The following is a 13857-nucleotide window of genomic DNA, read 5'->3' on the forward strand; positions in this document are numbered from 1 at the left end:
TCATGAGCTCTCCCGCCTTCCTTCCGCCTGCCGGCGACTGACGCCCGCCCGTCTGGCATCCCGGCGAGAAACGCCGTCGACTCGTCCCCGAGCGACAGCGCGAGGTCTACCGTCGCCACCATGTGGCGGGCAGTCACGGCGGCGGCCGGTTTCATCCTCCTCTCAGCGTGCAGCAGTACAGCAGACGAGGAACCAACCGCTGACGACATCAAGTACGGGGCGTTCGACGTGTGTACCCAGTTCGTGAAGGACCGGCTGCTCTCCCCGGGCTCGGCCGAGTTCCCCAACGAGTTCGAGGACGACGGCGAGGTCATCATCACGAGCGTGGCCGATGAGTACACGGTGGTGTCGCACGTCGACTCCGAGAATGGGTTCGGTGCACTCCTCCAGACGCCATTCAGCTGCAAGGTGCGCCACGTCGAAGGAACGCGATACCGGCTCGTGGACCTGCAACTAGACGAGCGCTGACTACGTAGGCTGCCCCGGTGGCTCGGGCCCAGAAAGCTGCCGAGCCGCCCGGCTGGGTGAACGGTCCGCATTAGCTGCAATGCCGTCAGGTTTGCGGGACCGCGGCCAGGAACGCCCGACGTCACGGCGCCGCACCGTCGTTGCGGCGCCGACGAACCGAAACGGTCGCTCGACACCGCAACGATGGCGACAGCCCGACAACACCACCGGGGACCCGACCGAGGCTGAGAAAGCGCGCGAACTGAACGGCATTGGGATTAGCTGCGCCATCACTTCGCCAGCGTGCCGATCGACTCCGGCGCCTCCGTGAAGGTGGTGCAGAAGTGTCTTGGACGCCGTTGCCCTGCTCAGCGCCGCGGACTGCTCAGTACGAGCGGAACTCCACGAGGAGGCCGTCGGGGTCGCGGACGTAGAGGGACTCGCCGTCGCCGCGGGCGCCGTACCGCACGCCCGAGTCGACGACCTCGAGGGAGGGGTCGGCGGCCAGGGACTCACGGTCGGCGACGCTCACCACGAAGCAGATGTGGTCGAGGTGGCCCCGCTCGGACGAACCCTCGTCACGGCCCGGCAGCACGTCGATGATCGTCTCCTCGGAGACCCGCAGCGACGGGAAGAAGACCTCCTCGCGGCGCCACTCGTCGACCCGCATCGGCGCGAGCCCCGCGTAGTGCTGGTACCAGGCCAGCGTCCGGTCCACGTCGGACACCACGAGCACGAAGTGGTCGACGGCGAGGACGGTGGTCATGTCGCCAACCCTAAAGCCCGTTCAGGGGAACAGCCCGCGCGCCTCGTGCGCCGCCGCCAGACGCTCGACCGCCACCACGAACGCCGCCGCCCGCATGTTGACCCCCAGGGTCTGCGAGCGGGCCCACACCGAGGTGAAGCCGCCGTCCATGCGGGTGCGCAGCCGCTCGGCCACCAGGTCGTCGTCCCACGGGTAGCCCTGGCGGGCCTGCGCCCACTCGAAGTAGCTGGCCGTGACACCCCCGGCGTTGGCGAGGATGTCGGGCACGACCACGATCCCCCGCCGGTCGAGGATCGGCTGGGCCCCGGTGGTGGTGGGCCCGTTGGCCGCCTCGACGATCACCTTCGTGCGCAGCCGCTCGGCCACCGACGCCGTGATCACGCCACCCAGGGCCGCCGGCACCAGCAGCTCGCACTCGACGTCCCACAGGGCGTCGGCGGGAACGACCTCGCCCCCGGCGAACCCGGCGACGGAACCCGTCTCGGAGACGTGGTCGGCCAGACCGCCCACGTCGAGGCCGCCCTCGTTGGCCACGGCACCGCCCGCGTCACCCACCGCGACCACTCGCAGGCCGGCCGACGACAGCAGGAACGCCAGCGGCCCACCCACCTTGCCGAACCCCTGCAGCACCACCCGGCTGCCGGTGAAGCGCATCTCCATCTCGCGGAACACGGCCCGCGAGCACACCAGGCAGCCGGACGACGTGGCCCCGGCGTGGTTCTTCGTGCCCCCGATGGCCAGCGGCTTGCCGGTGACCGACCCCGGCAGCGTCCGCGACTCGACCATCGACAGCGTGTCCATCAGCCAGGCCATCACCCGGCCGTCGGTGTTGACGTCGGGGGCCGGGATGTCGGTGTCGGGGCCGAGGAGGGGGCTGATCTCGTAGGTGTAGCGACGGGTGACCCGCTCGAGCTCGGTGAGCGACATCTGGGTGGGATCGCACCGCACCCCGCCCTTGGCGCCGCCGAAGGGCAGGTCGAGCACCGCCGTCTTGAACGTCATCATCGCGGCGAGGGCCTTCACCTCGTCGACGTCGAGGTCCGGGTGGAAGCGGATGCCGCCCTTGCCGGGGCCGCGGGTGGTGTCGTGGTGCACCCGCCAGCCGGTGAACACCTCGACCGACCCGTCGTCCATGCGCACGGGGACGGACACCTCGAGCACACGACGGGGCTCCCGCAGGAGGCGGTGGATATCAGGATCGAGCTTGGCCAACGTGGCTGCATCGTCCAGTCGCTCCAGGACCGCATCCCACGAACTCGTGCCCATCGTTCAGTTGTTCCTCGCAGACACCAAGCGGCCCGACCACCCGTTGACCGGTGACGCTTCGTTGCATTGCAGAGTAGTCCCGCCGTCATGAATGCATGCCTCATGCAGCGGTCGAACTTCTGCTCCCGCGAACGATCTACCCGGGATAGTGGATGTAGAGCCCCCGGATGATGTCGAGGAGGTCCCCGGCTTTCCGTCCCTCGGTGAGCTCCACGGTCACGACGCTGCCGTTGGCGTGCACGGCCTGCACCCCGCCGCTGTCGAAGAGGCGGCGGGCCAGCTCGTCGACCGGCCGGTCGCCCAGGATGTCGTCGGGCGACGCGTAGCGCTCGTGACCCATCCCGGTGAGCGAGCGGTTGAGCTCGAAGCGGGCGATGCCCGGCGTCTGCGTCGGCTTCTCCACGACGATGATCGGCTGGCCCATGGCAGCCGGCATGGTAGCCGTGCCGGGCTGACCGGCCGAACCCGGCCCGGGCGTGTCTTAGCGGCGTGCGGGTTCGGGGGTGCGGGCGGGCGCCGGGGTGCGGAGGGCCAGGGCCGACAGGGCGATCGACACCACCGCGAGCACGGTGTGGACGATCTTGAACGACGTGTCGTGGTCGCCGAACAGGATCGACGTGTCGCGCACGAGCCACACGCCGGTGGTCCACGCGGCAAGGGCGACCACGGTCGGACGCAGCCACGACGGCCGCCGCCACAGGGCGCCGACGACGGCGAGTGCCAGGAACGTGAAGCTCAGCGCCAGCGCCGTCCGGCCGACCTTGCCGGCGGTGTCGAGCCCGTCGTCACCCCAGATGTTGCCGATGCGCGTCGTCCACACGAAGAACGTCCACGCCACGAGAGCGACGACCGGCCAGCGGGATCGCATCAGAACAGCACCCCCTGCGGATCGGGCCGGACCTGGCGGGGCACCCCGCACCACGGCAACCCGTCCATGAACGCCCAGCTCCGCCGATGGATGGCGGACGGCCCCATCCCCCGCAGCGACGCCTGGTGCCGAGGGCACGGGTAGCCCTTGTTGGAGTCGAACCACCACCAGGGATGGTGCTCGGACTCCTCCCGCATGATCCGGTCGCGGGTGACCTTGGCCAGGATCGACGCCGCCGCGATCGACAGGCACGTGGCGTCGCCCCGCACGATCTGCTCGGTGACGCCGCCGCCCACGAAGTCCCACTTGCCGTCGAGCAGGACCCGCGTCGGCGTCACGCCCAAGCCGTCGAGCGCTCGCCGGGCGGCCAGGCGCTGCGCCTCGCTCATGCCCAGCTCGTCGCACTCCTCGTGGGTGGCATGGCCCACCGACCACGACACGCACCACTCGGCGATCCGGTCGAACAGCGACTCGCGCTCCGACTCCGTGAGCTGCTTCGAGTCACGCACCTTGTACACCCGACGGTCGCGGGGCAGCACCGCCGCGGCCAGGGTCAGCGGCCCGGCCCAGGCGCCGCGGCCCACCTCGTCCATGCCCACCACCACGTCGTGACCGGCGTCCCACAGGGCCCGCTCCCGGTCGAGCGACGGTGCGTGGCGCTTCAACGAGGGACGCAACATGGGCGCCGTCGCCGGCACCGCGGCGGTCAGTCGGGACACGCCTGCGACAGTACCTCTCGTGTCGCACCCGCCCGTCGTCCGGGTAGAACCTCCCCGATGGAGAGCTACCGGGTCACCAAGAAGACGGGCTTCAAGCTGTCGAAGTTCGACCCGGGTGACACCGGCGAGCTCGACCCCCACCAGGACGGCAAGCGCAAGGCCAAGGCCGAGCTGGCCGAGCTGAACGCCCGGCTCGACAGCCTGCAGGAGCGCCTCTACGCCGACGGCCACCACAAGCTGCTGGTGGTGCTGCAGGGGATGGACACAGCCGGCAAGGGCGGCACGATCCGGCGGGTGTTCGAAGGCGTGAACCCCTCCGGCGTGCGGGTGGCGGCGTTCAAGGCGCCGTCCGAGGTGGAGCTGGCCCACGACTTCCTGTGGCGCATCCACCCGGAGGTGCCCCGCAACGGCGAGCTGGTGATCTTCGACCGCAGCCACTACGAGGACGTGCTGATCGTGCGGGTGCGCGAGCTGGTGCCCGAGGAGCGCTGGCGGGCCCGCTACCGGCACATCCGCGAGTTCGAGCAGATGCTGGTCGACGAGGGCACCACGATCGTGAAGTTCTTCCTGCACATCTCGCGCGACGAGCAGGCCGAGCGGTTGCAGGCGCGCCTCGACGATCCGCAGAAGCACTGGAAGTTCCGCCTCAGCGACCTGGCCGAGCGCAAGCTGTGGGACGACTACCAGGTGGCCTTCGAGGACGCGATCAAGGAGACGTCGACGCCGTCGGCGCCCTGGGTGATCGTGCCCGCCAACCGCAAGTGGTACCGCGACGTGGTGGTGTGCCGGACGCTGGTCGAGACGCTGGAGAAGCTCGACCTGGAGTACCCGCCCAGTCCCGACGACCTCACGGGCGCCGAGATCTCGTAGCGGTTCACCCGCAGCAGGACGGCACACTGGCGGGCATGGGAGAAGCGCTCGGTCGGATCGTGTCGGTGAACGTGGGCCTGCCCCGAACGGTCGAGTGGCACGGCCGCCAAGTGACGAGCGCCATCTGGCGGGAGCCGGTCGACGGGCCGGCGGAGATCGTCGGCGAGCGCCTCGTGGGCGACGCGTCGGCCGACCTGCGGGTGCACGGCGGCACCGACAAGGCCCTGTACGCCTACTCGACCGAGGACTACGCCTGGTGGGCCGGCGAGATGCCCGACACCACGTTCCTCCGGGGGCTCTTCGGCGAGAACCTCACCACCGAGGGGATCGACCTGGGCGAGGCGGTGATCGGCGAGCGCTGGCAGATCGGCACCGCGGTGCTGGAGGTGTCGCAGCCCCGCTTCCCCTGCGCCAAGCTCGGCATGCGCATGGGCGACGCGGCCTTCATGGACCACTTCGACCAGGCCCGCCGCAGCGGCGCCTACTTACGGGTGGTCGAGCCCGGGCGCCTGGAGGCCGGCGACGATGTGGTGCGGATCGGCTCCCCGCCCGACCACGGCATCCGCATCGCCGACGTGGTCGACTCGAAGCACGGCGCCCCCGCCGAGCTGCTGGAGCGCATCCTCGCCCTCGACATCGCCACCGACGCCATGCTCACCCTCGCCCGCCGGGGCCTCGCGAAGGGCTGAACCCGTCGAAACTGCGTGGCTGCCGGCTGCATAGCGGCCGCCTGCCACGCAATTTCGGCTAGTAGCGGGCGCGGACGGCGTCGCGGAGGGCCTGGCGGCGGTCGGTGAAGCGGGTGGGAAGCTCGGGGCCGGAGCGGCGCAGCACGTGGAGGGCCACCCGGCCGATGTTCTTGAGATAACGGGGTCGCATGGGCTTCACGACGTAGCCCTCGTCGTCCTCCAGCGCCGCCGCCAGCTCGGGGTCGACCACCACCGTGCCCGGCAGGGCGAGCGCGGTGATCCGGCTGGCCAGGTTGACCACCGGGCCGAACAGGTCGCCCTCGCGGTCGAGCACCGGGCCGAACGCCATCCCGACCCGCACGTCGGACAGCTCGTCGGACGCCCTGGTGCCCTCCGACAGCGACAGGGCGATCTCGGCCGCGGCCTTGGGCGACGCCACCGAGAACATCACCTCGTCGCCGATGGTCTTCACCACCCGGCCGCCCCCGGCGGTCACCACGTCGTAGGCCAGGGCCTCGAACTCGCCGACGATGTCCGACAGCTCGACGTCGGTCATCTGCTGGCTCAGCACCGTGAACCCCACCAGGTCGGCGAAGCCCACCACCACCTCGACCTTGTCGGCGCCGGCGACGACCTCCAGCATGCGCCGCCGGGTCGCGGCCTGGAGGTGCCGGCGCCAGGCCAGGTCCAGGATGCGGGGGGTCAGCGGGAGCAGGACGCCGGCGCTGGTGACCGCACGCTGGTCGGTGGTGCTGGTGATCTCCCCCACCCGGGCGGTGGGACCGCTGATCACGTCGACCTGGGCCGCGGCGATCCGCGCCATCGACGAGCCGATCACCCGGCTGATCTGCAGCACGAACGGCTCCCGCTGGACGTCGACCTCCACCAGCTCGCCCACCCGCGCCAGGATCTCGACGTCGGCGTCGTTGAAGGCGTGGTCGCCGGGTCGCGGCTCGGGGTAGCCGAGCGACCGCCACAGCCGGGCCAGCAGATCGACCGAGAGACCGGTGCGCGTGCTGACCTCGTCGAGGTCGTAGCGGCCGGGCTCCGGCACCATCATCCGCTCGACCGTGAGCAGGGCCAGGGTGCCGTCCCGCTCGGCCTGCGCGATCTCGTCGTCGCTGGTGCCCAGCCCCCGCAGCAGCGACCAGAGCGTCTCGCGGGCCGTGTCGTGGGCCGGGGGTTCGGGAAGGTCGCTCATGCCAGGGACCCAGGTACACCGGGCTCGTCGACCTCGACCTCGACCTCGTCGGTGGCGGCGGGGACGGCGACGGCGGTGACGGCGGCGGGGACGACCGGTGCGAGCAGTGCCTCGCCCTTCAGCTCGGTCGACGACCAGCCCGGATCGAGCCCGGGAGCGGTGAGCCGCACCGGACCGGCCGCGTCGGCGTGCGGCTGCAGCTCCCACAGCAGCGCCGGGCGCTCCCCGTGCCAGCGCACCGCGTAGGACAGGGTGCCGTGGGCGGTGGGCGCGTCGTGCACCTCCCAGCCCTGGCCGAGCCACGAGTCCGGCACGGCCGACGACAGCGCGAGCCCGCCCTCGACCTCCCGCACCAGCAGCATCCGGACGAACGACAGGAAGTCGGCCGCCGCCCAGCCGTGGTGGCCGTCGCCCATGCAACCGCCCGGCAGGCGGGGGTGGACGGCCTCGGGCCACGTCCACGTGGGCGTCGCCACCTCCAGCATCCACGCCAGCCGGTCGAGGCAGCGGGGGTCGCCCGCCGCCAGCTCGACGGCCGCCAGCTGCAGCGTCAGGTAGGTGCCGAGCCCGGTGTGGCTGATGCCCTGGAAGAACGCCCGGCCGTCGGCCAGCGTGAAGCGCTCCCGCAGCACGTCGGTGGTGGCGACGATGCGCTTGTCGTCGGCGGGCAGCAGGTCGAGCGGCCAGCACGCCACCAGCGACCCGATGAGCCCCGGGTCGAGGCGACGGCGCGGGCCGGCGGGCATCGCCGCGGTGCCCAGGCGGTCGGCGGTGCGCTCCAGCGACCGCTCGACGTCGGCCCACATGGCGGTGGCGAAGCGGTCGGCATCCGCGGCGGCGTCGGCCTCGCCGCCGGCCCGCAGCAGCTCGGCGCCGGAGCGCAGGCCCGCGACGCCCCAGAAGTCGTCCCAGTAGAAGTGGTCGTAGGGCCCGAGGTGCTCGGCCGACACGCCCGGCGGCAGCAGGCCCCGCAGGCTCTCGTCGTTGCGGACGGCCCGCCCCTTGCGACCCTTGCCGGCCGCGTGGCGCTTGCGCTCGATCCACTGCACCCCGTGGGCGATCGAGTCGACCATCCCCGTGACCAGCTCCCGGTCGCGGGTCAGCCGCCAGTGCTGGGCCAGCGCCCACAGGGCGGCGCCGTTGGCGTCCCACTCCTGGCGCTGACTGAAGAAGAACCCGTCGCTGCGCTGGCGCCCCGGGTACGACCGCAGCACCTGGGCGACCTCGTCGTGGAACCCGTAGTTGTCCAGCGCCGCCAGCATGTAGGCGGCGTCGCGGAACCAGAAGCGGTGGTAGGTCGACGGGCCGGGGGTGATCTCGTCGCCGTCGTGGAGCAACAGCAGGAAGCGCCGGTTGGCATCGACGGCCTCGGCCAGGCGGGCGTCGGGCAGCTCCAGGCGCATGCCCCGGCGCGACTGGGCGACCCAGCCGGCGGCGACGTGGGCCGCGGTCGGCACCGCCGCCGGGAACGACGGCGTGCGGGCGACCCGGCGTCGGGTGAGGCCCCGCCGGCGGGTGCGGGGCGCGGACACGAGCGGCAGCGCCACCCGCAGCGTCGCCCCGTGGGCCAGCGGGTAGACGAAGGCCGCCTGGGCCAGCCCGGCGACGCAGCGCACGTCACCCGCCCAGGTGTCGACCGCGTCGCCGCTCATGACCGCCGGCGCCGAGTCGCCCTCGTGGAAGGTCGACGCCGCGTACCGGGACGGCGGCTTCGGGAGCAGCAGCGCGGGGCGGCCGTCGACGGCGACCGTGGTGCCGTCGTGCAGGCCGATCCGCTCGACCACCGACAGCCCCTCGGGGTTGTAGGGCCGCACCGCCAGGGCCAGCGCCACCGGCAGCTTCGAGCGGTTCTCGATCTCGACCATCACCAGCTCGCCGCCACCCTCCTGCGACGAGCGCCGCACGCCGTAGACCCGCTGGACGGCGTCGCCGCCGGGGACGCGCAGCAGGGTCTCCACCACCGGGGTGGCGTCGACCAGCCGCTGGCGCACCGACGGCTCCCGGGACGGCACGTGCCAGCGGTCGTCGGCGCCGATCCACCAGTCGAGCGACCAGCCGTCGAACCACGGCGTGACCAGGCCCCGCGGGTCGACGATGGCCTCCCAGGGCGAGTCGAGGTTGCCGACCGCGGTCCAGTTGCGGTGGGTGAGGTTGGTGAGGAACGGCAGGTGGCCGCGGGGCACGAAGGCGGGCGACTCCGGGTCGAGCTGGCGCTCCAGCCAGTAGGGCCACACCCAGTCGCTGCCGATCTGGGCGGCGGCGCGGGTGCGCAGGGCCCGGAACACGGTGCGCGCCCCGACGGGCAGCAGCTCACTGGGGAGCTCGACATCGATGCGCTCACCGAGTCGCTGGAAGGTCGACAGGTGCCGGACGATGTCGTCGGTGATGCGGAGGCGGCCCATCAGCCGGCGCGCCATCCAGCCTTTCGCGGACATTCCCCCCAGGCTTGCACGTGCGGGGACAGCGGCCCGCACCCCCAGGTCACGCCGGCGACGTGACCGGCAGGTGGAGGGTGAAGACGGCGCCGCCGTCCGCCGCGTTGGCGACCTCGGCGCGCCCACCGTGCTCGGCGGCGATGGCGGCCACGATCGACAGGCCCAGGCCGGCACCCACGTCGGCCCGGGAGGGATCGCCCTGCCAGAAGCGGTCGAAGGCGTGGGCCAGGGCATCGGGGTCGAGCCCGGGGCCGTGGTCCCGCACGGTGACGACCGCCTCGGCGGGGTCGGCCCCCTTGCCGCCGCTACCGCCGCGGCTGTGGACGCCCACCTCGAGCGCCGTGCCCGTGGGCGTGTGCCGGATGGCGTTCGCCACCAGGTTGCCGACCGCCTGGCGGAGGTGGTCGTCGTCGCCCTCCACCATCACCGGCGTGGGCGCGTCGAGGGTGACGGGGCGCGACGGCGCGACGGCGACCGCGGCGGTGCAGGCGTCGGCGGCCACCACCGCCAGGTCGACCGGCCGCCGCTCGAGCGGGCGGGTCTCGTCGAGCCGGGCCAGCAGCAGGAGACCGTCGACCAGGTGCTGCATCCGCCCCGACTCCTCCTCGATGCGACGCATGGTGACCGCCAGGTCGACCTCGTCGGACTCGGCACCGAGGCGGAACAGCTCGGCGAACCCCTGGATCGACGTCAGCGGCGTGCGCAGCTCGTGCGACGCGTCCGCCAGGAACTGGCGCAACCGCTGCTCGGTGGCATCACGCTCGGCGAACGCCTCCTCCAGGCGTCCCAGCATCGTGTTCAACGCCAACCCGAGCTGGCCCACCTCGGAGCGCTCGTCGGCCGGTGCCACCCGCGTGTCGAGCGAACCGGCGGTGAGGGTGCCCGCGGTCGAGGCCATCTGCTCCAACGGCCGCAGCCCCCGGCGCAGCACAAGCCAGGCCCCCGCCGCCACCAGGATCAACAGACCCAAGGCGGCGATCAGCTCGGTGAACGCGAGCCGGGCCAGCGACGACTGCACGGTCGACTTGGGGACGGCGACCGCCACGAAGTACTGGGGCACCACCTGCCCGTCGACGGTGGTCAGCACGACCCGCCACTCGGTGCTGCCGCCGTCCGCCGAGCCCACGTCGAGCCAGCGCTCGTGGCCGTCGAACGCCAGCTCCTCCGGGAGGTCGGGGCGATCCTCCGTGCCGACCGGCAGCAGCGGCGGGGACACCTGCTGGCCGGTCGCCGTGCTGCGCAGCTCCGCCACCAGGTTGCGGGCGCCGACCAGCTCGCCGTTCCCGTCGCCCTCCCCACCGTCGGCCGGGCCCGACGGCTCGACCACCGCGCCCTGCTGGGCCGCCTTCAGCATCAGCACCCCGACCGGGCGGGCCAGGTCGCGCAGCTCGTCGTCGAGCCGCTCGTACTGGGAGCGGGCGTAGAAGCCGTAGGTGGTGACGCCGAAGATCGCCAGGCCGACGGTGAGCAGGGCCACCAGGGCGGCGACGAGGCGCAGCCGCAGGGTCACGGGCACGCCCTTGGAGCGTGCGCGGATCGGCCTCTCACCCGGCGGGGCGGAACACCCAGATGCGCAGCAGCACGAAGCGGGCCGCGGTGGCGCCGGCGTTGGCCGCCGTCACCGACACCAGCTGCACGCCCCGGTCGACGCTGCCGACCATCTCCAGCGCCACCAGCGTCCCCGTGGTGAGCGCCAGCGGCAGCAGGTTCACGGCCAGCGCCGCGGCGTGGTGGCGCACCAGGTCGGTCCGGCCCCGCAGGGCGAACGTCAGGCGGCGGTTGGCGGCCGTGTTGGCCAGCGAGCAGATCAGCATCGCCACCACGCCCGCCGGCACCGCCCCGATCGGACCGGCGAGGGCGTAGAACAGGAGGCTGAACAGGGCGGTGCTGAGCAGCCCGATCGACGCGAACCGCGCCAGCTGGCCGGTGAGGCTCGGCTGCAGCCGGCGGGGTCGCTCCCCCAGCGTGTCGGCCTGGGCCGAACCGGAGGCCAGCCGCTTGACCATCCGCCAGATGCCCCGCAGGTCGGACCGGGCGGTCCGCACCACGTCGACCCGCGAGTCGGCGTCGTCCACCCAGTCGACCGGCACCTCGTGGATGCGCAGGCCGTTGTGCTCCGCCAGCACCAGCAGCTCGGTGTCGAAGAACCACTCCTCGTCCTCGACCAGGGGCAGCAGCTCGCGGGCCACCTCGGTGCGGATGGCCTTGAAGCCGCACTGGGCGTCCGAGAACCCGCTGCGCAGGGTCAGCTTGAGCAGCAGGTTGTAGCCCCGGGAGATGACCTCGCGCTTGGGGCCGCGCACCACCCGGGCACCGTGCGCGAGACGACTCCCGATCGCCAGGTCGCTGTGACCCGACACCAGCGGCGCCACCAGCGGCAGCAGGGCCTCCAGCTCGGTCGACAGGTCGACGTCCATGTAGGCGACCACCGGGCAGTCGCTGCCCAGCCACGCCGCCCGCAGCGCCCGACCCCGGCCCTTCTCGTCGAGGTGCAGCACCCGGATGCCCGGCAGCTCGTCGGCGAGGCGCCGGGCGATGTCCCACGTGCCGTCGGTGCTGGCGTTGTCGACGATCGTGACCTGCCACGACAAGGGGAAGCGCCCGGTCAGGAAGGCGTGCAGCCGGCCGATCGACGCCGCCAGGGTGTCGGCCTCGTCGTGCACCGGCACCACCACGTCGACCTGGGCCGGGCGGGGCGGCGCCTCGGGCGGGCGGGCGACGAGGGTGTCCCCAGCGGCCATGGGCGCATACTACGTTCGGCCAGGTCGTGGACAGGGCGGCCAGGGCGGTCGCCGACAGGAGCCGAAGGTGCCGGAACCGGATCGCCAACCACTGGTGCTGGTCGTCGACGACGAGGAGCACATCACCGAGTTGGTGGCGATGGGGCTCGGCTACAACGGCTTCGCGGTGGCCCGGGCCGCCTCCGGCCGGGAGGCGCTCGCCCTGATCGACGCCCGCCGGCCCGACCTGGTGGTGCTCGACGTGATGCTGCCCGACCTCGACGGCTTCGAGGTCGCCCGGCGCCTGCGTCAGAACGAGGGTGCGGGCTCCCGGCTGCCGGTCATCTTCCTCACGGCCCGCGACACCACCCAGGACAAGGTGGAGGGCCTGCGCCTGGGCGGTGACGACTACGTCACCAAGCCGTTCAGCATCGAGGAGCTGATCGAGCGGGTGAAGGCGGTGCTGCGCCGGGCCAGCGGTGCCGGGCCGGGCGAGCGACGGCTGAGCTACGCCGACCTGACGCTCGACGAGGACACCCGCGACGTGTGGCGGGGCGGCAAGCTCGTCGACCTGACGCCCACCGAGTACCGGCTGCTCCACTACCTGCTGGCCAACTCCCGGCGGGTGCTCACCCGTGACCAGATCCTGGAGAACGTGTGGGACTACACCTTCTCCGGCAACGCCAGCGTGCTGGAGACGTACATCAGCTACCTGCGCCAGAAGATCGACTCGGTCGACCCGCCGCTCATCCACACCGTGCGGGGCGTCGGGTACAGCCTGAGGTTGCCCGCCGAACGGTGAGGGTGTTTCGGGTGGGTGCCGGGCCTCATCCACGGTCGACGTTCAGGGTGATGAGCCCGAGGTAGCCGTCACCGTCCTCGGCGAGCGTCAGCAGCGTGTCGTCGAGGAAGATGCCGTCGTTCTCGTTGGTGGTCTGGCGGCCGGTGCGCTCGTCGTAGGGCGAGGCCGACTCGAAGAGCGCGTCGCTGACGGTGTCGTCGAAGAAGAGCTGGGTGGTGAGGGCCTCGGCGTTGTTGATGTGCACCTTGGTGTGGATGTGCACGGTGCGGCCCTGGTACCAGCCGGGGTAGATGGTGAGGATCTGGGCGATGCCGGCGGTGTCGGTGACCTGACCGCCGCGGAGGTCGCGGGTGGTGTCGTCGTCGAAGCCCGAGTAGACGCCCGCACCGTCGCAGTGCCAGATCTCGACGACGGCGTCGGGGACGGGGTCGCAGTTCTCGTCGAGCACCCGGATGCCGACCATGAGGTCCCTGCCGGGGCGGCCGTCGCGGATGTCGCTGCGGATCGAGTCGACGTCGATGTAGTACGGCCCCTCGGTCTCCTCGGGGGTGAGGGAGCAGGAGCTGGCCTCCTCGAACCGGCTGGCCAGGTCGGTGCTGCCGGCGTCGGCGGTGGGCGCGGCCGTCGTCGAGGTCGAGCTCGAGGTCGTGTTGGTGGACTCGGCGCCCTCGGCGGCGTCGTCGTCGCCGTTGGAGCAGGCGACGAGGAGGCCGCCGAGCCCGGCGGAGCCGAGGGCGGCGATGGCCGTGCGGCGGTTCATCTGGGGCTTCATGGCTGCACTCCTCTACCCATCATGAGCCGAGAGTGTGCCGGTGGTGCCTTGGAGGCGGCTCAGAGGAGGCCGGGAGGTCACGCCGTGCCGGGTCGGAGGAACCTCGGAGGGCACTCCAAGGGTTCTCTGAGGGTGGACACGTTGCCTGCCATCAGCGGTGCCGGCGGGTCGCCTCTGCCATCCCCACTCCCGCTCGACGGCACCGCAGCTACCGAGGGAGACACATGACCGACGACAACGCCCCGACCTCCGGCTCCGATCCGGTCGACCGCGACGCGATCTACCCGGACCCCACGCCGCCG

14 protein-coding genes are annotated in these 13857 nt (G+C 72.3%); 4 read left to right on the plus strand and 10 right to left on the minus strand.

The features are described from left to right. The first annotated feature begins 120 nt into the window (after window positions 1-120). Window positions 121-468, plus strand: a complete 348-nt coding sequence (locus tag VK611_12510) for a hypothetical protein (GenBank protein ID HMG42150.1) — start codon at window positions 121-123, stop codon at window positions 466-468. Between the two features lie 364 nt (window positions 469-832). On the opposite strand, the gene VK611_12515 is transcribed toward VK611_12510, so the two are convergent. From VK611_12515 to VK611_12535, 5 genes are all read right to left on the minus strand, one after another. Beyond that, window positions 833-1213: a VOC family protein gene (locus VK611_12515; protein HMG42151.1), complete on the minus strand. Its 381-nt coding sequence runs from the start codon at window positions 1211-1213 to the stop codon at window positions 833-835. Between the two features lie 21 nt (window positions 1214-1234). Beyond that, window positions 1235-2479: a Glu/Leu/Phe/Val dehydrogenase gene (locus VK611_12520; GenBank protein ID HMG42152.1), complete on the minus strand. Its 1245-nt coding sequence runs from the start codon at window positions 2477-2479 to the stop codon at window positions 1235-1237. 136 nt (window positions 2480-2615) lie between these two features. Further along, entirely contained in the window at window positions 2616-2903 is a 288-nt protein-coding gene (locus VK611_12525; GenBank protein HMG42153.1) for a hypothetical protein, read from the minus strand. Window positions 2904-2960: 57 nt separating this feature from the next. Beyond that, window positions 2961-3347, minus strand: coding sequence for a hypothetical protein (locus tag VK611_12530; protein ID HMG42154.1), 387 nt, complete (start codon window positions 3345-3347; stop codon window positions 2961-2963). Further along, window positions 3347-4066: a ribonuclease HII gene (locus VK611_12535; protein ID HMG42155.1), complete on the minus strand. Its 720-nt coding sequence runs from the start codon at window positions 4064-4066 to the stop codon at window positions 3347-3349. Before VK611_12535 ends, VK611_12530 begins: the two co-directional genes overlap by 1 nt. Before the next feature lie 57 nt (window positions 4067-4123). On the opposite strand from VK611_12535, the gene VK611_12540 reads away from it, so the two are divergent. Together VK611_12540 and VK611_12545 are read left to right on the plus strand one after the other, a co-directional pair. Then, window positions 4124-4936 (plus strand): polyphosphate kinase 2 family protein, encoded by an 813-nt coding sequence (locus VK611_12540; protein ID HMG42156.1) that lies wholly within the window; start codon window positions 4124-4126, stop codon window positions 4934-4936. Window positions 4937-4971: 35 nt separating this feature from the next. Then, complete coding sequence (locus tag VK611_12545) at window positions 4972-5625, plus strand: MOSC domain-containing protein (protein HMG42157.1); 654 nt, start codon at window positions 4972-4974, stop codon at window positions 5623-5625. Window positions 5626-5683: 58 nt separating this feature from the next. On the opposite strand, the gene VK611_12550 is transcribed toward VK611_12545, so the two are convergent. From VK611_12550 to VK611_12565, 4 genes are read right to left on the minus strand one after another with little or no spacing between them, the layout of a single operon-like run. Further along, on the minus strand, window positions 5684-6826 hold the full coding sequence (locus tag VK611_12550) for an adenylate/guanylate cyclase domain-containing protein (protein ID HMG42158.1): 1143 nt from the start codon (window positions 6824-6826) through the stop codon (window positions 5684-5686). Then, window positions 6823-9261 (minus strand): hypothetical protein, encoded by a 2439-nt coding sequence (locus VK611_12555; protein ID HMG42159.1) that lies wholly within the window; start codon window positions 9259-9261, stop codon window positions 6823-6825. Before VK611_12555 ends, VK611_12550 begins: the two co-directional genes overlap by 4 nt. Window positions 9262-9307: 46 nt before the next feature. Continuing rightward, the gene (locus VK611_12560) at window positions 9308-10777 is read right to left on the minus strand and encodes a HAMP domain-containing sensor histidine kinase (protein HMG42160.1); all 1470 of its coding nucleotides are present in this window, start codon (window positions 10775-10777) and stop codon (window positions 9308-9310) included. Between the two features lie 28 nt (window positions 10778-10805). Beyond that, complete coding sequence (locus tag VK611_12565; GenBank protein HMG42161.1) at window positions 10806-12002, minus strand: glycosyltransferase; 1197 nt, start codon at window positions 12000-12002, stop codon at window positions 10806-10808. Window positions 12003-12069: 67 nt separating this feature from the next. Here VK611_12565 and VK611_12570 point away from each other — a divergent pair, with 67 nt between their 5' ends. After that, complete coding sequence (locus tag VK611_12570; protein HMG42162.1) at window positions 12070-12783, plus strand: response regulator transcription factor; 714 nt, start codon at window positions 12070-12072, stop codon at window positions 12781-12783. A 25-nt stretch (window positions 12784-12808) separates the two neighbouring features. On the opposite strand, the gene VK611_12575 is transcribed toward VK611_12570, so the two are convergent. Beyond that, entirely contained in the window at window positions 12809-13555 is a 747-nt protein-coding gene (locus VK611_12575) for a hypothetical protein (GenBank protein HMG42163.1), read from the minus strand. Window positions 13556-13857: the final 302 nt, after the last annotated feature.

It is taken from the genome of Acidimicrobiales bacterium (genome assembly GCA_035316325.1).
GTDB lineage: Bacteria > Actinomycetota > Acidimicrobiia > Acidimicrobiales > VFJN01 > DASXTK01.